General features: G+C 66.9%; 20 protein-coding genes and 1 pseudogene. 2 read left to right on the forward strand and 19 right to left on the reverse strand.

Annotated elements, in window-relative coordinates; translation table 11 throughout:
• Positions 1–271 precede the first annotated feature (271 nt).
• On the reverse strand, positions 272–1,450 hold the full coding sequence (dprA, locus tag CBI38_RS18085; protein ID WP_109330931.1) for a DNA-processing protein DprA: 1,179 nt from the start codon (positions 1,448–1,450) through the stop codon (positions 272–274).
• Positions 1,451–2,054: 604 nt separating this feature from the next.
• On the opposite strand from dprA, the gene CBI38_RS18095 reads away from it, so the two are divergent.
• The gene (locus tag CBI38_RS18095; RefSeq protein WP_109330935.1) at positions 2,055–2,345 is read left to right on the forward strand and encodes a hypothetical protein; all 291 of its coding nucleotides are present in this window, start codon (positions 2,055–2,057) and stop codon (positions 2,343–2,345) included.
• 328 nt (positions 2,346–2,673) lie between these two features.
• Here the strand turns inward: CBI38_RS18095 and CBI38_RS18100 are convergent, their stop codons facing one another.
• From CBI38_RS18100 to CBI38_RS18140, 9 genes and pseudogenes are all read right to left on the reverse strand, one after another.
• Positions 2,674–3,864: a phage major capsid family protein gene (locus CBI38_RS18100; RefSeq protein WP_109330937.1), complete on the reverse strand. Its 1,191-nt coding sequence runs from the start codon at positions 3,862–3,864 to the stop codon at positions 2,674–2,676.
• A gap of 257 nt (positions 3,865–4,121) precedes the next feature.
• Complete coding sequence (locus CBI38_RS18105; protein WP_109330939.1) at positions 4,122–4,436, reverse strand: hypothetical protein; 315 nt, start codon at positions 4,434–4,436, stop codon at positions 4,122–4,124.
• On the reverse strand, positions 4,433–4,723 hold the full coding sequence (locus CBI38_RS18110) for a hypothetical protein (RefSeq protein WP_162603253.1): 291 nt from the start codon (positions 4,721–4,723) through the stop codon (positions 4,433–4,435). The genes CBI38_RS18105 and CBI38_RS18110 overlap by 4 nt, the downstream gene beginning before the upstream one ends.
• A 965-nt stretch (positions 4,724–5,688) precedes the next feature.
• Positions 5,689–8,289 (reverse strand): hypothetical protein, encoded by a 2,601-nt coding sequence (locus CBI38_RS18115; RefSeq protein ID WP_109330943.1) that lies wholly within the window; start codon positions 8,287–8,289, stop codon positions 5,689–5,691.
• On the reverse strand, positions 8,283–8,480 hold the full coding sequence (locus CBI38_RS37915) for a hypothetical protein (protein ID WP_162603254.1): 198 nt from the start codon (positions 8,478–8,480) through the stop codon (positions 8,283–8,285). The genes CBI38_RS18115 and CBI38_RS37915 overlap by 7 nt, the downstream gene beginning before the upstream one ends.
• Before the next feature lie 189 nt (positions 8,481–8,669).
• Positions 8,670–8,876, reverse strand: a complete 207-nt coding sequence (locus tag CBI38_RS18125) for a hypothetical protein (RefSeq protein ID WP_418328269.1) — start codon at positions 8,874–8,876, stop codon at positions 8,670–8,672.
• 224 nt (positions 8,877–9,100) lie between these two features.
• A complete protein-coding gene (locus tag CBI38_RS18130) occupies positions 9,101–10,522 on the reverse strand; it encodes a recombinase family protein (RefSeq protein WP_109330947.1) in 1,422 nt (473 codons plus the stop codon).
• Positions 10,523–10,556: 34 nt separating this feature from the next.
• A pseudogene (locus CBI38_RS18135) lies at positions 10,557–11,981 on the reverse strand (YifB family Mg chelatase-like AAA ATPase); the annotation flags it as partial.
• Positions 11,981–12,337 carry a YraN family protein gene (locus CBI38_RS18140; RefSeq protein WP_109330951.1) on the reverse strand — a complete coding sequence of 119 codons (357 nt, stop codon included), beginning with the start codon at positions 12,335–12,337 and terminating at the stop codon, positions 11,981–11,983. The gene CBI38_RS18140 and the pseudogene CBI38_RS18135, both read right to left, overlap by 1 nt.
• Positions 12,338–12,636: 299 nt before the next feature.
• On the opposite strand from CBI38_RS18140, the gene CBI38_RS18145 reads away from it, so the two are divergent.
• Positions 12,637–13,011 (forward strand): HAD family hydrolase, encoded by a 375-nt coding sequence (locus CBI38_RS18145; RefSeq protein ID WP_109330953.1) that lies wholly within the window; start codon positions 12,637–12,639, stop codon positions 13,009–13,011.
• Here the strand turns inward: CBI38_RS18145 and CBI38_RS18150 are convergent.
• From CBI38_RS18150 to rimM, 9 genes are all read right to left on the reverse strand, one after another.
• Positions 13,008–14,057: a patatin-like phospholipase family protein gene (locus CBI38_RS18150; RefSeq protein WP_109330955.1), complete on the reverse strand. Its 1,050-nt coding sequence runs from the start codon at positions 14,055–14,057 to the stop codon at positions 13,008–13,010. The genes CBI38_RS18145 and CBI38_RS18150 overlap by 4 nt on opposite strands.
• A gap of 25 nt (positions 14,058–14,082) precedes the next feature.
• Entirely contained in the window at positions 14,083–14,400 is a 318-nt protein-coding gene (locus CBI38_RS18155; protein ID WP_005240496.1) for a DUF2469 domain-containing protein, read from the reverse strand.
• Between the two features lie 59 nt (positions 14,401–14,459).
• A complete protein-coding gene (locus CBI38_RS18160) occupies positions 14,460–15,140 on the reverse strand; it encodes a ribonuclease HII (RefSeq protein WP_109330957.1) in 681 nt (226 codons plus the stop codon).
• Entirely contained in the window at positions 15,137–15,916 is a 780-nt protein-coding gene (gene lepB / locus CBI38_RS18165; RefSeq protein ID WP_109330959.1) for a signal peptidase I, read from the reverse strand. Before lepB ends, CBI38_RS18160 begins: the two co-directional genes overlap by 4 nt.
• 81 nt (positions 15,917–15,997) lie before the next feature.
• On the reverse strand, positions 15,998–16,339 hold the full coding sequence (gene rplS / locus CBI38_RS18170) for a 50S ribosomal protein L19 (protein WP_072687550.1): 342 nt from the start codon (positions 16,337–16,339) through the stop codon (positions 15,998–16,000).
• 94 nt (positions 16,340–16,433) lie between these two features.
• Positions 16,434–17,339 carry a hypothetical protein gene (locus tag CBI38_RS18175; protein ID WP_109335181.1) on the reverse strand — a complete coding sequence of 302 codons (906 nt, stop codon included), beginning with the start codon at positions 17,337–17,339 and terminating at the stop codon, positions 16,434–16,436.
• 121 nt (positions 17,340–17,460) lie between these two features.
• Positions 17,461–19,776, reverse strand: coding sequence for a Tex family protein (locus CBI38_RS18180; RefSeq protein ID WP_204164768.1), 2,316 nt, complete (start codon positions 19,774–19,776; stop codon positions 17,461–17,463).
• 149 nt (positions 19,777–19,925) lie between these two features.
• Entirely contained in the window at positions 19,926–20,618 is a 693-nt protein-coding gene (trmD, locus tag CBI38_RS18185) for a tRNA (guanosine(37)-N1)-methyltransferase TrmD (RefSeq protein ID WP_109330961.1), read from the reverse strand.
• 10 nt (positions 20,619–20,628) lie between these two features.
• Positions 20,629–21,174: a ribosome maturation factor RimM gene (rimM, locus tag CBI38_RS18190; protein ID WP_109330962.1), complete on the reverse strand. Its 546-nt coding sequence runs from the start codon at positions 21,172–21,174 to the stop codon at positions 20,629–20,631.
• Positions 21,175–21,176 lie beyond the last annotated feature (2 nt).

Genomic DNA, 21,176 nt, shown 5'->3' on the forward strand with positions numbered 1-21,176 from the left:
CACAGCGGGATTCCGACCCGTTCCGAAGAGGATCGGACCCCACTGCTTTCGGCTCTACGAGCCGGACGCAATCAACAAGCTCAACACGTGTGCGACGAAGTTCCGCCACAGATCACCCGCTGATCCCATGTCTCACTCCTTACGTGATCCGAACCTTTTCCCGGTTCGTCTGCGATTGGGAGGTGCGCACTACGAAAGTTGTACCTCAGCTCGTAGCCGATCGGGTGCTTCGACTCGCACTTCACGCCGTCGAACGAAGCGCCGACCATCTTCATCGCTGCCGCGACCACCCCGTGTCGCCGGAGTCCACGAAACCTTCCATTTCGAGCATCGGCAGCACCGCCCGCACCTTGTGAACCGCGATACCCGAGGCCTCCGACAGCTCTCGCACTCCGCTGGCACCGAGCGCCGGCAACGCCTCATACACCAGTAACGCATCCCCCGACAGTCCGTCGAGAGCACGCACGGCATCGAGATCGCGTTCGACATCACCATCGACTCCCGCACGCAAACCGATCGGACCCGCCTCGTCGACCACATCCACCGCATTCGCCACCAGGCGAGCCTCCCCCTCCCGGATCATGCGATTGCACCCTGTCGAGGACACCGACGTCACCGGCCCCGGCACCGCCATCACCGGGCGCCCGAGCTTGCGCGCCCAACTCGCCGTGTTCCGGGCACCACTGCGCCACCCTGCCTCGACCACGACGACACCGTCGGACAAGCTCGCCACAAGCCGGTTCCTGGCAAGGAACCGGTACTTCGCCGGTGTCGTCCCCGGCGGATACTCACTGATCACCGCGCCGTTCTGCGCGATCTGGCGCAACAGGCGGGCATGACCGGCCGGATACGCCCTGTCCACTCCGCATGCCAGCACCGCCACGGTCAGACCACCGACACCCAATGCCGCCCGATGCGCGGCGCCATCGATCCCGAACGCCGCCCCCGACACAATGGTCCAACCGTCGACGGCGAGGTCACCCGCCAGCTCTGCAGTGACGTGTTCGCCGTAGCCACTCGCCGCGCGGGTGCCCACAACAGAGATCGCGCGTTCAGTCAGCTCGGTCAGCGAACGTGAACCCAGCACCCACAGCGCAAACGGCGCGCCGTCCTCCCGCGACGCCGACAGAGTGTCGAACCCGAGTAGCCGCCACTGTGGCCACTCGTCGTCGTCGGGAGTGATGAGCCGACCACTCATCCCGGTCACCAGATCGAGGTCATGGGCGGCAGTATCTACGTGCGCCCGCGCAACAGTCTTCTCCCCCAGCAACTCCGACAGATCCCGTTCACGCACCGCGCGCGCAGCCTCCTCCGGCCCCACCTCGTCGACAAGTCGTGACAGCGCCGGGCACGGACCTTGCACCACCTTCGACAGATAGGCCCAGGCCAACCGACGCGGATCGTGTGCACCCGGCCGATTATCGGTACCGCCGCGGATCTCCACAGTCATTGAAAACTCCGATCACGAAATCCCAAGGCGGTCACCACTTGCTCCGGTCCGGGCATCGCGAGACCGGCCAGATCGCCTACCGTCCATGCCACCGCTAACGCTGCCTGATGGCGTATGTGGTCCCCACACAGAACGGCCCCGTTCGGTGCTCGCAACACCGCCCGGGGCCTGGGAACACAACGGAGGTAGCCCGTCATGAACCGTTCCAGCACTCTATCCGTCCCCGCCGCCTCCGTTGCGGCCTGGGACGACGCGGCGTAGCTCCCCCGTCCGCGTCGCTTCTGTCGTCTCCGACGTAAACCGAGACGGTCCGGGATCTATCCATCGTCCGCGTGAACGGCACGCGGCACCGCTACGAGCTCCAGGGCCCGGAACGTGGCGGTCCAGTCCCAGCTCGTCCTCCTCGAGGACGGGCTAGAAGTGCTGGGCCAGAAGGTCTATGGCGGCATGGTGACCGGGCAACGTTGGGGAAGGGGGCAGTAGCACAGGCACCCTTGGGTGTCCTCGAGGTCCGGGACAGTACGGGCCGCCAGGCCCGTTCCGTTGGGCCACCAGGCGCGGCGTTCACCATTCACTGTCGGCCACTACCGCTACGGTCTCCCCCATGGCAAAACATGAGATTGCTCCGGAGGACCTCAACGCCTCCCACATCGGTCAGTACGTGAAAGTCTCCCTGGTCTACCCGGCGGACGGCGTGGACCGCGCGACTTTCCTCGTTGGCGCTGTGCTGGGCGTGGAGCACAAGGTGTCTGAGGACTTCCCGGACCGCGACGTTCTGACCACCGTCACGGTAGACGTGGCGGTAAACGAGGTCCCCATCGTCCTGCCCAACGGCGGCCCCGTGGAAGTCGGAGACACCCTGGACGAGTTGATGACGAGGACGGAAGCGAAGTAGCCACCGCCCCGAACATAGAGAGGCCCCGCTCCGGAGGATTCCGGGCGGGCCTCCTCGTGTCACGTCACGTAACGGACTGCCACCATGCCATCAACCAGTAGAACCACTCGTAGCCAGGCATCATCATGGAACGCCTCCTCTGCCTCTCCGGCCTACTTGGTGTAGCGCTCCCGGAGTGACGGCTGTTACACGAGAACGCCCCACCGGAGGCTCAACCCGGTGGGGCGTTCTCGTTTCCCGCTCCAGGACCGGCACGAGGAGAGCCGGAGGCGGGAGTTGGTCCCACCGCCCTCTCAGAGGTAGGGCCGAGAGGGCGGCGGGGGTCTATTTACGCGGCGGCCACCGCCGCCGTGACGATGCCGAGCGGCTGGTAGATGTCGAGCTCCGCGCGGGTCTCGATGCGGGCCCGGAGCTCGTTCTTCTCGAACAAGCCATCCGACTCCGACCACCGGAGGTCGATAGCCCCATCCATCCGGAGCGCCACCGCCGTCGTGTCCAAGACGATGCCCGTTCCCGCCGCCACGACCGTGGAGGGGACCACCTGGGTGGACCAGAGACGGCGGGCCGCGCGGTCCACCGGGGAGGCGGTCATCTCCAGTTGGCCGGCGGTGTCGGTCCGGGAGAGCTCGATGGTCTCCCAGTCCGCCGGATTGAGCACGATGAGTCCCGCGGCGTGGCCCTGGGCCTCGAGCTTGGTGATGGCCTTACGGACCGTGGTGATGGCGTCCGTGGCGAACGTCTGGACCTGGGCCCCGGAGACGTTGAGAAGGCCAGTGAAGTTATCCCCGAGACCGTCGCCGTTGATTACCTGGCCCTCAATGCCATGGAGGAGGCCCTGAAACATCTCCGTCTCCACAAACTGCTGAACGCTGGCACTGTCACGGAGCCAGTACTCGTGGATTCCCTCCGAGAGGTGGGCCACGATCTTGAGCGCCTCGTCAATCTGCACGAGGTTGTAGACCGACGTGGGCTTGGTACCGCCCACCGGGACCACCGCGGCGTTGTCGTCGCGGACGGTCTGCCTGAGGTAGCGGTAGGTGGGAGTGGAGTTGGGGATGGTGTAGAGCGCGTCCAGGATGGACACGCCAGGGTCCGCCAGGGACTGGACCGCGGCGTCCATCGGGGTCCCGGTGACCACCGCTCCGGACGGGGCCAGAGCCTTCTGGCTGTCCGGGGAGCCGGTCTGGGTCATCTTCTCCGCCAGCTTGGCGGCAACCTGGGCGGCTCCTGCCTTGCGGGTGATGGGCAGACCGCGGCGCTTGGTGCCGTTGCCATTACCGGCGGGACCGCCAATCTCCGCCTCGAGCGCCTTGGCCTGGTCCAGAACGGTCTGGTCTGCCCTGGCCGTCTTGATGTCGGCTACGGAAGCCCTGGCCTCCTCGATGGCCTCACCGTGGGCCTTGCGCTCGTCCGCGGTGAACGAACGGCCCTCCGCCTTTGCCTTGGCCTCGATGGCACGGGCCGTTTCGAGCGCCTTACGTCCGGCGGCCTGGAGAGTCTGAATCTTTTTGGTGTTCATGGGGATTACTCCGTTTCGAGTGGATCGAGCTGCATCTACTCAAAGCGGACGGGTTGACTCCGTTTCCGCTGGCCCCGCTCGTGGTGGCGGGGCGGACGGCTGCATCCGGATTGACCGCTGGCCTTGGGAAGGGCCCACCGCTCCGGACCGCTGGCGCTGGCGTCCCAACACGGACGGTCACCGGAGCGATGGGGGTACTTCCACGGCCGAGAATACATGACCGGATGCCGGAATCCATTGTCGGAGAAGGGATCAGACTACCCAGGGACTATCCCCGACTCCCCCGGGCTACTCCGCGGAGCCGGGGCGGACGGGGCCGCCATCGTGAGGTCCAGCTCCGCCGCCTCCAGAGCCCTCTCCAGGACGGCGCGGGCCTTGTCGGAGCCCAGAAGGGACTCCAGGGTCCCGGCGTATGCCTCCGCCGCCGCCAGGGCCACCTCCAGGGCCACTCCGTCCCGCTCCGCCGCCTCAAGAGTCTCCACCATGGCCGCGCGGTCCTCCTCGAGGAACGCCAGCCCAACAAGGGCCACCGCGGCACGGGCGGCGGCGTGGCGTCCATCCGGGGCGTTCATCGGTCCGTCTCCGCGGAGGGGAGGGCCACCGCCGCGTCCAGTAGCGCCGCCTCCAGGCTCACGTCCAGGAGGCGGCGGGCCTCGTCCGTGCCGTGGAGCGCCGCCAGCGCGTCGGAGAGGCTCCTGGCCAGGATGGAGGCCACCGCCACGAGGGCGGGGCGGTCCAGGCCCTCGAGGGACGCCGCCAGCCGCTCCGCGTCCCCTGCCAGAGCGGCGCGGGCCGCCACGGAGGCCACGAGCGCCGCCTCCGCCTCGTCCAGGTGGGCCGTGTCGTGTAGTTCGGTCATGATGAGGTCCTTCCGTAGTGTTTTCATGGTGCGAACTGGGCGTTTACCTCCGGCCGGCGGCGGGCCGGATGGAGCCATAGCCCAATATCGTTGAGCAACAGCGGATTTCATCGGCAGGGCAGTCTAAGCCTGATTGCTTAATCTGAGCACGCGCGTGCGCAGTTGCCCGGCCGGTGTCCGCAGCTCGAGGTCGGAGCGATCTGGACACCCCCCAGGGGTCCGCCCGGTCACGAGTCCCGACGTCGTCGGCGCGTCTGCAACCGGGACGGCGGCGTGCCGTTCGGCACGGAACGAATGCCGTGGACACCGCCAGCGGCCACGCCTGTGAACCCGTCCGCCACCACCCGGCAGTCCTCCAGCAGCGGGCAACCCTTGCAGAGCGCCTCTGCCTCCTGCCACCGCCCCACCGCCTCCCAGACACGCTCACTGGAGTGGAGGCCATCGAACAGGTGGGGAGACCGTGAGCACGGGGGTGGGACGTCACGAGCAACGAGGAGGGCGGCGGCGGCTGCCTCGTCCCGGCCACGCCTGGTGGTCTCGGACCGGGGCCAGGGTGTCCGGTCCTTCCAGGGGGACGCGCGGCCCGTCACCGCGTGGCCGTCCGGATGGTTGGTGTCGTCATCGTTCCGTCCTCTCCTTGGCTGGGTGGTGGGCGGGTACGCCGCCCTGGGGGCCGTCGCGGGCCCGTAGACCACCGCCCCAGAGAGCTCCCCGAAGTGGGGACAAATTGCCTACTGGGGACCTGGGGACCTGGGGACCGGGGACTGGGCTGGAGACAACACACACCGCCCGCGTAACCGAAAACAGCCCTTTACCAGTAAAAACACGTAAAAGGTGGCTGATATTAAGCAAGAGGGCGGCGTGTGTGTTTTGTCGGGGCGGTCCCCAGGTCCCCAGTTCCCCAGGTCCCCAGTTCGGAGCGCGCCCCGTGGGAGCGGCCATATACGCCGCCCCCACCCCGCCGGTCACGAGCCCGTCTCCCCGACAAGGCGGAGCACTTGTGCGCGCCCCACCTTGTCCTCCTCCACGCTCCCGTCATTGACCAGCTCCAGGAGCATGGACTCGAACGCATCCCGTCGCGGCCCCGTCTTGAACTTGTCCCGGAGGGGACGCCGCGGCTTCCAGTCCCCGCCCTCCAGGTAGTTGTGGATTTTCTCGTGGGCTTGCTTCCGGAGGTCCTCCACCGCCTCCCCCGTGTGCTGGGCGGCGGCCCACGCTTGGGCGGCCTGGGCCTTGCCCTTGGCCTCCGCCGCCTTCCGTTCCTGGTGGCGGAGAACCTTCCGGACCCTGGCCACGGTCTCGTCCGACTTGGCCAGCACGGTCCCGGCCAAGTCCCAGACCTCGTCCGTGACGTCTCCCTCCTGGCCGATGAGGACGGATAGGATTACGCCCACTTTGAGCTGGAGGAGCGTTCGGTGGCCGGCCAGCTCGTCCTCCTGGCCGTCGTCGGAGTCGATGAGCTCTGCCAGCCGCTCGTCCGCGTCCGCATCTACCGCCGCCACCGCGGCGGGGCCCACCTCCACGTCCTGAAACTTGCCCTCTGGGATGGGTAGGTAGGGGCGGAGTCCGGGGCGGTCGTCTCCGCTCTCCTCCGCGGTGTCCCCGTCCGGCGTCGTAGGAGAGTCCGGTATCACCAGCGGGTCCGTACCCGGCCACCGCTTCGCAATGAACGAGACGTCCACGCGGGGCGGAAGGGTGCCCACCGCCGCCCGTAACGCCTCCCGGTCCTCCGTGGTGAACCCTGGGTCATTGGTAGGCAGGAACACGAACCGTTGAGGCAGACCGCCCCCGTGTTCCCCGAGGAGGCCACCAGCACGGAGCGGCTGGACGCCCACGATGGCTGCCAGGCGGTAGGCCATGGCCGGGAGCTTCACCGCCTTGGTGGTGTCCGCGTACTGGAATCCCTGGGCCTCCCCGCTCCAGCCCTTCCGGAGAACCGGGGATATGGTGGCCCCCTGGCGACCGGACACGGACACCAGAGAGTCCACCTCCGGAACGTCCACCAGGAATCTCTCCGTGAGCATGTACGTGGTTGGGTCCAGTGGGCTACGCCGCCGGAGCCCGAACGCCTTGACCAGCCCCTCACCGGAGCCCGCCTCCGCGGAGGGAATATCCGGGAGCCCCGCCAGGGCGGCATGGGCGGTCCGTGTGCTGGTCCCTTTGCCTCTACCTGACCGCGCCACGAGTCCTACGAACAGGTTGAGGGAGGCGCGGTCCCCGGCCAGAGCCGGGATGGTGACGTAGGGCGGGATGGCAGCGGACACGAGGACCAAAGCCGCCCCGAGAGCCCCCCACGGAGACGCCCTCCGGAGACGCGCGAACGTCCGGATATCCTCAAGCACTGTGGAACTGGACCAGAAAGCCTCCTCCTCGTCCACGTCCAGGACCGCCTGGCTCACGTCCCACGCCGCCGGGGCCGGTCCGATGATGCCCAGCTCCACCATGACCCGCTCCACGGGCTTGTGCTCCATGGCGGCGTGGAACTGGAGCTTGGTCCACCGCTTGGACCCGGCCAGCTCCTCCGGAGGGTTGTCGGTCCAGAGCATGAGGGGACCGGAGTCTCCCTCCAGCTCCACCCGCGGGTTGGTGCATCCCGCCTCGTGTGCGGTGGCACTCTTGTCGGACCCGTGGTCTCCGGGAGCCTTCCAGACCGGGCACTGGCAGCCACCGTCCCGCATACGCGGAGACGGAGTCCAGCCGTACCAGGACAGAATCTCCGCCCACGGGTGGGCATCGTTCCACGCCGCCACGGTCTCCCCTAGCGTGTCGTCCCCGGCGGTCCGGCGCTCCGCCCGCTCCTCCGCCGCCTGGACTCTCCGTTCCCGGACGAGCTCGTTCTCCGCCGCCCGGGCGCGGATGAGCTCCACCAGCCACGGGCTCTCCGAGAGGCGTTGCACTGGACCGACATTGCGGTAACTTCCCTCCGCGCGGGAGGAGGGCGGGACCAAGATGTACCGCTTCGCCATGGAGACCACCGCCCCGCCGGGGAGCTTGAACTCGTCCACCAGCGGGAGGTCTGGGACGTCATTCACGTAGATGAAGTGGCCGCCGTCCTTGTGGACCCACCGCCCGTCCGCGTCCTGTTGGCCCGGGGAGGCGGTGGTCATCGGGTAGAGGTCCGGCGGCGTGTCCGTACCGGCCACCGCCAGCTCCCGCACCGCCCGGACCTCGTCCGCCGTATCCGCGTCGATATCGGTGATGCCGGACCGCTCCACGTGGAGACCTACGTTGGGCTCCCGGCCACCGGAGTCGGTGATGTAGCGCTGGTAATAGGACTTGAGGCGGGCCGGGTTGTCGGTGGCGGCCTCACGTCCGGACCCGGACGTGACACTCTCCCAATCGGGGTCCCCGGCCTCCCGGGCGGCGTCCTGAGCCTTGCGGTCATCGTTCGCCCGCTCTCTGGCGGTCCGGAGGTCCAGCGGAGCCTTAGGGTCACGCCCGGGACGGGTCTCCACGAACACCACGGACGCGCCGGCCTTGGCGAATACGAGGGCGGCGTCCAGGACCGAGACCCCGCCCATGTCTCGCATGATCGAATCCAGCTCGTTGGCGGCCGTGTTCAGCATGAACGGTCACCGCCGCTCGCGGAGATGGGCAGGTACCAGCCGATGGCCCGCCAGTCTCGTATGCGGAGCCCGGGCTCTATCTGGGTGACGTGGACTCGTCCGTGGGGGACGGCGTCCGCCGGGAGGTCCAGGAGGCGGCGGAGGAGGTACTCCTCACGCGAGGAGAGCTCCCGGAAATACTCCGTGGCCATCGGGTGGTTCTCAAACCAGGCACGGTCCGCGTCCGACTCTCCGCGGAGCGCCACGGTGATTGGGCAGGTGTCCGCGTGCTCCGTCTGCCCGCAATCTGGGCAGACCCGGGTAGACTCTGAAACCGACTCCAACAGGTCATCCATGGAAGCGGCCTCCGCAAGGGGGCCGTTTCTGTTTGTAGTCATGGTTCACGCCCCGCCCCGGAGGATGGCCGCCAGCCGGTCTACCTGTTCGGGGGTGAGCGGTGGGGCGTCGGCCAGGATGGCCTCCACCACGTCCTGGATACGGGAGGCCGCCAAGTCACGACGAAGGGGCGTCGTATCGGCGGATGGGTCACGCTTGACGGCATTTCCGATATGGCCCGCGATGCTGCGGGACCGGGACGACATAGCCACGGGTTGCTCCTGGTGTGCGAGAACACACCAGGCACCCGGTCAGAGCTCCCCGTAGGCGGGATTACTGCCGTGGCCCTGGTCTACACGACGCCGCGTTGTCTTGGCTTCCCAGAAGGGTTGCCGCGGGCCCTACATAACCCGCTGGAGACCCGACGGTACACGGGGACCGTGGAGCGCGCAACAACGGAGGTGCGCGTAATCTATTGCGGCCCTTAGTGACTGCCCTATGACTTCCCTTGAGACCGCTTCCGCTGGAAGTCCACCAGAACCGTCTCCGGGCGGAACGTCCGCGTCCCCCGTCCGGGCGGATGAATGGTCACGTCCGCGAGGACGTCAATCACGGCACGCTTGCGCGCGGTGGTGAGGTCCTCCCACGCCGCCGCCACGTCACCGGATGCCACCAGCGGAGCGATGACGTCCGCCGCCCCAGCGGCGGCTATCTCCGCCTCCAGCTCCGCCAGCCGGGTCCGGACCTTCTCGTTCGCGGTGCGGAACTGGTCCCGCGTCATGATCCCGTAGTCCTCCGCCAGGTCCTCGAGGCGGCGGCGTAGGACGTCCGCCTCCGCGGAGAGGTCCCGTGTGTCCGCTTCCACCTTGGGCGCGAACAGCGCCAGCGCGTCCGGCTTGGAGAGGCGGCCCACGATGAGCGCCTCCACGAAATCCTCCACGGGGGCGGCCATCCGCTGGAGATGGTGGCCCTCCGAACAGCGGTACTGGCGATAGACCCGGCGGGCCCCACCCGCGTGAACAGTGGCTCCGCACACTCCGCAGCGCGCCAAGCCGGTGAGGAGGGCTACCGCTTGACCGGGGCGGGACTTCCGGCGGCCGGGGCTCGTGAGGATGGCAACCACCGCCCGCCAGGTCTCCTCCGGGACGATGGGCTCCCACACGGCCCGCCCCACCACGAACGCCGTGGGGTCCTGGCGGTAGCTCACGTGGGTCCCCTCCGGGCGGTGGCGGCGGAGTCCGGCGTTCCGGGCGTTGAGGAGCACGTCCCGGACGGAGGTGGCCCTCCACGTGGGCATCCCCTGGGGTGTCGTGAGCCCCGCGGCGGTCCAGGCACGTGCCACCGCGGTAAGCGGCTCCCCCGCAAGGACCGCCTCGTATCCCGCCGCCACCGCCGCGGCCTCGTCCGGCCGGATGGTGATTCCGTCCGGCTCGTAGCCGAACGCCCGCCGCCCTCCGACGTAGCGCCCCTGGGCGGCGGCCTGGAGTACCGCGGACTTCTGGCGGGCGGACTTACGCTCCATCTCCCCCTGCGCAACGGAGCCCAGAATCCGGACCACGAGGCGGCCTCCGTCCGTGGAGGTGTCCACACCATCGGAGGCGGTAACGATGGTGACTCCGTGCCGGTCGCACCGCTCGAGGACGCCCTCGAGGTCCACGAGCCGCCGGACGAGCCGGTCCACGTGGCGCGCCACGATGACGTCCACCTCCCCGCGGTCCACCGCCTCCATCATCTCCTCGAACTGGGGCCGCGGCTTCCGGCTCGTGGCGGAGACGTCGTTATCCACGTACTCCCGGACCACCTGGAGCCCACGGGATTCCACGAGTCGGCCGGTGTCCTCCCGTTGGCGTTGGATGCCATACTCCGTCCCGTCCCGGTCCTGGGACTGGCGGAAGTAGAGGGCGGCGCGCTGGGTCATGTCACGATTCTAGGCGAGACGTCCGCTATATTGACGTCCACGTGACCCGCAGTGCCCGATCGGCGCCACGCGCGGTGATCATTCCCTTCTGCAGCGCACGCTCCACCGGTGCGAGTGCGGGCCGGGACAAGCGGAACTTCTGGCGCAGAGCCGGCCCCGGCACCTCCGCGTTGGTACGCCAACCGTGGTCGTACCAGCGCTCCCCAGCCGCGGCGCGGGCAGCGGCCACCCGCCGGTGGACGTTCTCGGTGCTCTCACCGATCTCATCGATGAACGCGCCGGTCGCCACCGCCTGCATCCGCACACGCAGGTCCACACGATCGAGGAGCGGCCCCGACAGTTTCCCCAGATACCGCCTCCTCGCCGTCGGAGCGCAGATGCAGTCGGCCTCACGGGCCGGGGCACACGGACACGGGTTCGCGGCGAGGATCAACTGGAAACGAGCGGGGTAGCGCGCCACACCGTCCCGGCGGGCGATCCGCACCTCGCCGTCCTCCAGGGGCGTGCGAAGGGCCTCGAGTACCTTGGTGCCGATTTCGGCGAATTCGTCGAGAAACAGCACGCCCCGGTGTGCACGACTCACGGCGCCCGGCCTCGCGACGCCACTGCCCCCGCCGACGAGAGCGCTGACCGTAGCCGTGTGGTGTGGCGCGATGAAGGGTGGGACGTCGATCAGCGGCCTATCCGGTGGCAGCAGGCCCGCCACCGAGTGAATCGCGGTCACCTCGAGCGACTCGCCTTCGGTCAGCGGTGGCAGTATGCCCGGAAGCCGCTGTGCGAGCATCGTTTTGCCGACACCGGGTGGACCGGTGAGCATGAGGTGGTGCGCACCCGCCGCAGCAACTTCGATGGCCCAGCGCGCCTCCGCTTGACCGACAACCTCGCTGAGGTCACCGCGCACAGGCTGAATCAGACGCTCCGTCGGTTCGGGATACTCGAGTTCGTACTCGCCGCGCATCCATGCAACAGCGGACCGCAGATCACGCGCGCCCAGGACCTCGATCCCGCTGACGAGTCCGGCCTCGGGCAAGGTCTGCACGGGTACCACGACCGTCGACCATCCCGCGTTCTTGGCCGCGAGAACCGCAGGGAGCACACCGCGCACCGCACGAAGCCGGCCGTCGAGCGCGAGTTCGCCGAGCAACACCGTCTCACGGAGCCGATCACGCTTGACCTGCTTTGCCGCATCGAGCACCGCCGCCACCAGTGCGAGGTCGTATACGGACCCGACTTTCGGCAAGGTCGCCGGCGACAAGGCCAGGATGACCTTCGAATCCGGCCACTGCTCGCCCGAATTGGTCACGGCGGCGCGAATTCGGTCGCGCGCCTCCTGTAGCGCCGTGTCCGGCAATCCCACGAGGTGCACGGCCGGAAGACCGCGCCCGATGTCCGCCTCGATTTCCACCAGCTGACCGTCCACCCCCGTCACCGCTACCGAATGCGCGCGCCCCAGCGCCATCAAAACGCGTCCCGGACATGCTCGATCTGTGGTTCCCCGGCACGGTTCACCATGATCGCAACGACATCGAAACGCACCCGGGACCAGTGCCGGCCCGAGTCGCGCAGCCATTCCACCGCCAGCAATCGGATCCTTCGCTGCTTGGAGAACGTCACCGCCTCGGCCGGGCTACCGAAACCGAGACCGCGGCGTGTCTTCACCTCGACGAATACGAGCCAGTCAGCCTCTGCTGCAATGAGATCGACCTCCCCGTACCGCGACCGCCAGTTGCGGTCGACGATCTCCATACCCGCATCGGTGAGATACCGGGCCGCCAGATCTTCCCCATGTGCGCCGAGCGCAAGATTGTGCGCCATCGCAGCCTCCGTCGACTCCCCCGGCGGTCCACCGATGCGGACCGCGCCCCTCCATCACTGTGCCGCAGGGCGAATCGTGCGAGACCCTGCGAGCTGGTCGAAAAAATTGACCTGTGGAGCAACCACAGGTTGTGGACAACTAGGCGATCTACGCCTCGGATCAGCACTCGAACCGCTGGTCAATCGTGTCAAGCTCGGAAAACACGCCCACGATTCGAACTTCGCTGGCGGCCGACCGCACCGGGCGGAATGCTGGACGAAAGAACGTGCACCGGACAACGAGAAGGAGAGTCGGCGCCATGGTGGTCGGATTCGACTATTGGCAGGTCATCAGCCACTATCCCGAGTATTTTCGCGAGCTCGCCGACATGCATCGGTCGGCCGGCCACGACGTGGTCATCATCTCCGCCGTCGGGGATCGCACCGCAGGCACCGTCGAACGTGACGTCCGGACACTGGGATTCAGTACCGCCATACCGGTGTACGAGGTCAGGTTCGACCATCCGCGCCAAGCACCCGAACTGAAACTCGACAAGTGCCGGGAGCTACGGGTGAGCGTCTTCTACGACGATCGCGACGACGTGTGCCGGCTGATGAACGCCCACGGTATCCTTGCTCTGCGTGTGACTCGCCGAGACGGCTCGACGTACGACCTCGGTTCGGAGCGGGGCTAGGTCCCCGACATGCCGGTGTCCGATCCGGTGAAGCCGGCAGAGTCCTTGACCGTGGCAGTCAGTCCGGCGTCAGCAAGAGCACTTTCGGTGCGGGCGCGACCCAGTTCGATCATCTCCGCCGCGCGATGGAAGTCGAGACTGCGACATGCGGTGCGCGGAATGCGGACGAGGACGTCCGGTGGGTACGCAGCGAGCTGGTATCGAGCCAGTGTTGCCTGCATCATGTCCAGCGAGCGGTTCATCACTGCGAATCGGCTGAACTTGGGAACAGCCATCGCCCCGTCCGCATTCACGCTGTCCCCGCCCGGCACCTCGACCGTGTCGTCCAGCGAATCGAGCTCCGCATGGGCAGTACCGAATCGGCCGACGACCGATCGCACGATATCCAGTTCACGGAGCTGGGCAGTACTGCGGCGGAACCTCGCGAGCCACTCGTCGACAGGTCGCGAGTCCGCGCTCGCGTTCTCGGGAGCCTGAGACCGGTTTTCCCTGTCGTCGGCACCCAGACTGACCGCGATTCTGAGCGCCGGCCCCGCAGCCACGAGGGGGGCCAACGGCAACGGATCGAGCACCCCGCCGTCGGCAAGTACGCGACCATTGAGCACGGAGGGCGTGATAACTCCGGGGATGGCGATCGATGCTCGGATCGCGGCGTCGACAGGCCCCCGCTGGAACCAGACCGATCGTCCCGCTGCCAGATCGGTCGCGACCGCGGTATACGGAATAGGAAGGTCCTCGATCCGGACCTCGCCCAGTACCTCACGAACTCTGTGGAGAATTCTCTCCGCGTGAATGGCACCGGGAGCCGAGACCGACAGATCCAGCAGGCGCATCACATCGAGCTGAGTCAGGCTCAACGCCCAGCGCGTGAAGTCGTCGAGCTTTCCGGCCGCGTAGACACCCCCGACAAGAGCGCCCATGGACGACCCTGCAATCCCGACGATCTCGAAACCGTGCTCCTCGAGCACCTGAATCGCTCCGATGTGCGCATAACCGCGCGCTCCCCCGCTGCCCAGAGCGAGCGCAACGCGCCTCTGTTCGGCCATCGGCTGATCGTACGTGGACGAAACCTCAGGACAACCCGTTGTCGGGCAGCCGCAGGTCGGGTTTGTCCAGTTCCTCGATGTTCACATCCTTGAAGGTGATGACCCGGACATACTTCACGAACCGCGCGGGCCGATACATGTCCCAGACCCACGCGTCGGACATGCGCAGCTCGAAGTAGATTTCACCGTCCGCGTTGTGCGGAAGCAACTCCACCGAGTTGGCCAGATAGAACCGGCGCTCGGTCTCCACGACATAAGAAAACTGACCGACGATGTCCCGGTACTCGCGGTAGAGCGACAGCTCCATCTCGGTTTCGTACTTCTCGAGATCCTCGGCACTCATCGGTCTCGGAGTCCTCCTGCTCTGGTGTGAATAGTCATCATCTCGCACTTTCCGAACGGTTATCCACTCGGTGCCGCGGTGCCCTGCACTCGGTTCCGTACCGCGGCGACGTTCGCCCACGACCGGCGGTGCTCGCGACAGGGGCCCAACGCCTCGAGCGCGCTCGTGTGTGCGGATGTGCAATAGCCTTTGTGGATCGCGAACCCGTAACCCGGATACTCGTCGTCCATCTCCACCATGACGCGGTCGCGGGTGACCTTCGCCAGGATGCTCGCGGCCGCGATGCATGCCGCCGCGCCGTCACCACCGATGACCGGCAAGGAGGGAGCGGGGATGCCCGGCACGCGGAAACCGTCGGTGAGGACGTAACCCGGCGTGGTGGACAACCCGGCAACCGCCCGACGCATACCCTCGATGTTGGCCACGTGTACTCCGATGCGGTCGACCTCCTCGGCCGAAATGGACACGACACTCCATGCCAGGGCAAGCCGGGTGATAGCCGGGTAGAGCTCCTCACGCGTCCGCTCGGTGAGCTTCTTGGAGTCGTCGAGCCGAGCCAGGGCGGGATAGGGCTTGGGGGCCAGGACGCAGGCCGCTACGACGAGTGGACCCGCACATGCTCCCCGGCCGGCCTCGTCCACGCCCGCCACCGGCCCCAGCCCGCTACGAATGAGGGCCGATTCCATCGTCCGCAGACCAGCCGACCTGCGGATGACGATACGTGGCGGCCAGGAAGTCACTTGCCCTGAATATCGGGGGAGCTGATGGTGCCCATCCGCGACGGTGGCAATGCGATGACGACCGCCTTGCCGATGACGTTGTCGAGCGGAATGGTGCCCTGCATGTCGTCGCCGACGTGATACCGCGAGTCCGCCGAATTGCTGCGGTTGTCACCCATCACCCACACGTGCCCCTCCGGGACGGTAACGGGACCGAAGCAGCGCGCCGATTTCAGAGCGGTGTCGCAGGCCTGCGAACCGGGCACGAACGGGAAGTCCGTCACGACGTACGGCTCGTCGAGGGGTTTGCCGTCGACGAGGATGCGTCCCTGTTCGTCGCAGCATTCGACGGTTTGGCCGCCGGTGGCAATTACTCGCTTGACCAGGTCGTTCTCGTCCGGCGGCACGAGGCCGACCAATGAACCGAGTTCCTGGGCGCCGCGAACCACCACATTCGAGGAACGAATGGAGACGAAATCCTGCGACCAGGAGTCGGGACCACGAAAAACGATGACGTCACCCGGCTGAGGTTCGCCGAAGTGGTAACCGACCTTTTCGACGACGATGCGGTCGCCGGTGCACCCGGCACATCCGTGAAGGGTGGGTTCCATCGACTCCGACGGGATGAGATAGACGCGGGCGATGAAGGTCTGCAGAAGAAAACTCAGCACGAGCGCGACCAGAATGAGGATCGGCAACTCGCGCAGGAAAGAGCGGGGCTTCTTCTCCGGCTTGGTCGCACCTGCAGGGGCGGATGCGACCGCGGGATCGCCGGTGGTATCGGATTCCGACGACAATGCCCGCTCCTTCGAAGAATCTGTCACGAAATCAGATTAGCCCGGCACTGCGCGAACGCAGTGCCGGGCTTCTGGGAAAGCTCAGCGCTTTTCCTTGATCTTGGCAGCCTTGCCACGGAGATCGCGGAGGTAGTACAGCTTGGCGCGACGGACGTCACCGCGGGTGACGACCTCGATCTGGGCCAGGTTGGGGCTGTGCACGGGGAAGGTGCGCTCGACGCCGACGCCGAAGGACACCTTGCGGACGGTGAAGGTCTCGCGGACGCCGCCGCCCTGGCGGCGAATGACGACACCCTTGAAGACCTGCACACGCTCCTTGGAGCCTTCGATGACCTTGACGTGCACGTTCAGGGTGTCACCGGGACGGAAGTCGGGGATGTCGTCGCGGAGGGACTTCTTGTCCAGGAAATCGAGCGTGTTCATCGGTGTTCCATCCTTGCGTATTCGCAGGAGCAGAGGAACCGAGCGGCACCCGGACGTTCGTGAAACGCCGTTGCTCGTCTGGTTCGTGCCCAGTTCACGTAATGCTGCCTGGTCCAGGCAACCTGTCCATTGTGCCAGACGCGACCGCGCGGGACGAAATCGGCGGGGGCGCCGGATGCACCACCTCGTCGAGTTCCGCCTCCGCGGCCACCTTGGCGTGCTCGGCAGCCTCCTTCACGTGCTCGGCGCTCGGAGTCCCCGCGATGAAGTCCTGCACGAAGATCTTGGCTCGGATCACCGGCCGGCGCAATTTCCGCTCGCGCTCGAGCGCGCGAAGCATCCGCTTGGGCTTGCTGGTGTATCGCCAGCGGGCCCACGGCGCGCTCGGCCTGCTCAACCGGATGGCACCGACCAGCAGGATCGGAAAAATGAACAGACCCAGCAGCCCGGTCCAAATCTTCCCTTTGAGCAGCACCACGCCGGCGATGAGCAGATTGACCACGGAGAGCACGCCGATCGCCACCCGAACCCACGGATCGGGTGAGTCGCGGAAGCTGGTGACGTCCATCAACTCGAGCGGTCTGAGTCCGAGCAGCAGCAGGCCTGTGACGGCGATCGCCACGAAGACGGCGTCCACCGACGCCCTCCCCTCGTCGGCCCAGTACACGTCCTGCAGATAGAAGATCAGTGCGAACTCGTCGAGCACCAGTGCGGCGCCGATTCCGAAGAAGGTGGCGAGCACCGCGCCGGTGGTCTGTGTCCCGTCCACGTAGACGGCGACGAGCGCGACACCCGAGATCAGCATGGTGACTACACCGAAGACGACGTGGTGCACATGGTGCCCGCCGGGCTTGACATTCCCCGGCCACCACGACACCTCCGCGCGGATCATCCGGACGCTCAGTCGAATGAACAGGAAGGCCCCGAGAAACCCCAGCAGGAAGAAGAGCAGGGGCAGGCGCCCGTGCCCGACGATCTCCCGATCCAGCCATTCGTACATGGACATCCACTATCCCAGCAAAAAACTGGTCACTCCATCGAATAGCGAATGCTCGTGCCCGACCCGATGCTGATTAGACACGGTGCCGATTAGACACGGTGCCGATTAGACACGGTGCTGATTACTTGCCGAAGCCTGCCTTCCGCAAGGCATCCGCCATCGAGCCACCGGCGGGGGCCGGGCGCGCATCCCGACCGCCGCGTTCGCGGCCACCTTGCTGGGGCTTACCGCCCCCGCGGCGATCCTGCCGTTGTCCCCCGCCGCGTGGGCCCTCGCTCTTGCGCGCCGCCGCGCCCACCTCGTCATCGAGCCGCAGGGTCAGCCCGATCCGCTGGCGCGCCTCGTCCACCTCGAGCACCTTCACTTTCACCACGTCGCCCGACTTCACGACGTCGCGCGGGTCCTTCACGAAGTTGTGAGACATGGCGGAGACATGGACGAGACCGTCCTGGTGCACGCCGATGTCCACGAAGGCGCCGAACGCTGCCACGTTGGTGACCACGCCTTCGAGTGTCATCCCGGGCTTCAGGTGCGCCACTTTTTCGATGCCCGCGGCGAACGTCGCCGTCTTGAACTCCGGCCTCGGGTCGCGCCCGGGCTTCTCCAGCTCACTGATGATGTCGGTGACCGTGGGCAGTCCGAAGCGGTCGTCGACGAAGTCTGCGGGATTGAGGCGGCGGAGAACCGCCGTGTTGCCGATGACGTCGCGCACACCGCTGCCGCTGGCGCCGACGATCTTGCGCACCACCGGGTACGCCTCCGGGTGCACGCTGGATGCATCGAGCGGATCGTCGCCGTTGGGAATGCGGAGGAAGCCGGCGCACTGTTCGAACGCCTTGGGCCCGAGTCGAGCAACATCCTTGAGTCCCTTGCGGCTCAGGAACGGGCCATTCTGGTCCCGGTGCGCGACGATGCTCTCTGCCAGGGAGCCTGCGATACCGGACACGCGGGACAACAACGGCACGGACGCCGTGTTCACATCGACACCGACCGCGTTCACCGCGTCCTCGACCACAGCGCCGAGGGACCGGGCGAGCAGCGTCTCCGAAATGTCGTGCTGGTACTGCCCCACACCGATCGACTTGGGGTCGATCTTCACCAGCTCCGCGAGGGGGTCCTGCAGTCGACGGGCGATCGACACGGCGCCGCGGATGGAGACGTCGAGGTCAGGTAGTTCCTGCGACGCGTATGCAGATGCCGAGTACACCGACGCGCCGGCCTCGGACACCACGATCTTGGTGAGGTTGGTAGCACCGGACTTCGCGATCAGTTCGGTGGCGAGCGCATCGGTCTCACGCGAGGCGGTGCCGTTTCCGATAGCGATCAACTCCACACCGTGGCGAGCCACCAGGTCGGCGAGGGTGGCGAGCGCGGCGTCCCACTTGTTGTGGGGCTGGTGCGGGTAGATGGTGTCGTGCGCAACTACCTTGCCGGTCGCGTCGACGACGGCCACCTTCGTTCCGGTGCGGAAACCCGGGTCGAGACCCATCGTGGCGCGGGTGCCTGCCGGCGCCGCGAGCAACAGGTCGCGGAGATTGTTGGCAAAGACGTCGACAGCGTCCTTCTCTGCCGACTGACGCAACCTCATCCGGACGTCGATGCCCAGCGTGATGAGCAGCTTCGTCTTCCACGCCCACCGCACCGTGTCGAGCAACCACTTGTCGGCCGGCCGGCCACGGTCGGCGATCCCGAACCGGCTCGCGATTCGGCCCTCGTAGACGGTCGGTTCACCGGGAACCGGCTCGTCCCTGTCCGGTGCCAGCGTGAGCGTCAGTACCTCTTCCTTCTCACCACGCAGCACGGCAAGGATTCGGTGCGAGGGGAGGGTGGTGAACGGCTCGGAGAACTCGAAGTAGTCGGCGAACTTCGCGCCTTCTGTCTCTTTGCCCTTGCGGACGACGGAAACCAGCTTCCCGCGCGTCCACATCAGCTCGCGCAGATCGCCCACCAGGTCGGCGTCCTCGGCGAAACGCTCGACGAGAATCGCTCGCGCACCCTCGAGTTGCTCGGCCGTATAGGACGCGGGGTCGGTAGCGGGGTCCGTGATCAGCGCATCGGCAACAGGCTCGTGACCCGCCTCGCGGGCGATCTGCGCCTTGGTGCGCCGCTTCGGCTTGAAGGGCAGATAGATGTCTTCGAGCCGGGCCTTGGTCTCGGCCGTCATGATCTGTCCGCGCAACTGGTCGTCGAGCTTGCCCTGCGATTCGATCGAATCGAGTACCGCGACACGCCGTTCGTCGAGCTCACGCAGGTAGCGGAGCCGCTCTTCGAGCTGGCGAAGCTGAGCGTCGTCGAGGGTTCCGGTGACTTCCTTGCGGTAACGGGCAATGAAGGGAACGGTGGCCCCGCCGTCGAGGAGGTCCACAGCGGCCGCGACCTGTCCCTCCCGGACGTCGAGCTCCTCGGCAATGCGTTGGTTCACGGTCTTCAGAGTCACAAAAATGGACCCTACCGCTACCGGGGGACACCCTCGTCGGCGGAGAGGCGGTCGGGAGTGCGAAAGCGGCGTTTCGTGCCGGCCGTCGCCTCCGGGGAGCAGATCCGGTGCGCGGGGCATCGACGACCGGGTACAGCCGCTGGGCTGATTCAGGGCAACAGGTCCGGCCGGCGCTCCGCGGTGCGCTCCAACGATTGCTCGTGGCGCCACTGGGCGATCTTGGCGTGGTCACCCGACAAGAGCACCGGTGGGACGTCGAGTCCTCGCCACGTGGCAGGCCGGGTGTAGCTCGGGCCTTCGAGGAGCCCGTCGCTGAACGAATCTTCCTGGTGTGACTGCTGATTGCCCAGGACACCGGGAATCAGCCGGACGAAGGCCTCGACCATGACGAGCACTGCCGCCTCACCCCCGATGAGGACGTAGTCGCCGATGCTGACTTCTTCGACCCGCACGCGCCGGGCAGCGTCGTCGATGACTCGTTGGTCGATGCCCTCGTATCGCCCACAGGCGAAAACGATGTGGCGCTCCCCTGCCCAGCGTTCCGCCGTCGCCTGTGTGAAGGGGACGCCCGCCGGTGTGGGGACCACCAGAAGTGTGTCGCCATCGTCCCCGCCCCTGGCGAGGACGTCATCCAGGGCCGGTCCCCACACACTGGGTTTCATGACCATTCCGGGGCCACCGCCATAGGGCGAGTCGTCGACAGCTTTGTGGACGTCGTGCGTCCAGTTCCTCAGATCGTGCACGTCTACCGAGAGGAGTCCCTTGTCGATCGCCTTGCCGAGCAGGGCAGCGCGAAGGGGCTCGAGATACTCCGGGAAGATGGTGACCACGTCGAGACGCATGTTTACCGGCTCATTCGCCGACAGGAGATTCACCGAAGTCAGGGTCGAGCAACCCTTCCGGTGGGTCGATCTCGACGACACCGTCCGCAACGGACACCGAGGTCACGATCGCGGCGACGAACGGAACGAGTAATTCCGGCGCCCCCTCACGACGGACGGACAGGAGTTCGCCTGCCGCCGAATGCAGTACCTCGACGACGGTACCCACCGGAGTGCCGTCCGCCAGCCGAACGGCAAGGCCCTCGAGTTCGTGATCGTAAAACTCGTCCGGGTCCTCGGACGGTTCGAGTTCCGCGCTGTCGATGACGAAGAGCGTGCCGCGTAACGCATCGGCGGCAGCACGATCCGCTACACCCTCGAGGCGCAGCAGAAGCCGCCCGGAATGCTCCCGGGCGGCTTCTACCGTGTACGTGGTGAGGTTCTGCTCGCGCGGCTTCCGTCCCCGCAGCACGGCACCGAGAGCGAAACGCTGTTCGGGTTCGTCGGTGCGAACCTCGACGACGACTTCCCCTTTGATGCCGTGTGACTTGGCGACACGGCCGACGACGAGCTCCACTG

This window comes from Rhodococcus oxybenzonivorans (assembly GCF_003130705.1).
GTDB classification, from domain to species: domain Bacteria; phylum Actinomycetota; class Actinomycetes; order Mycobacteriales; family Mycobacteriaceae; genus Rhodococcus_F; species Rhodococcus_F oxybenzonivorans.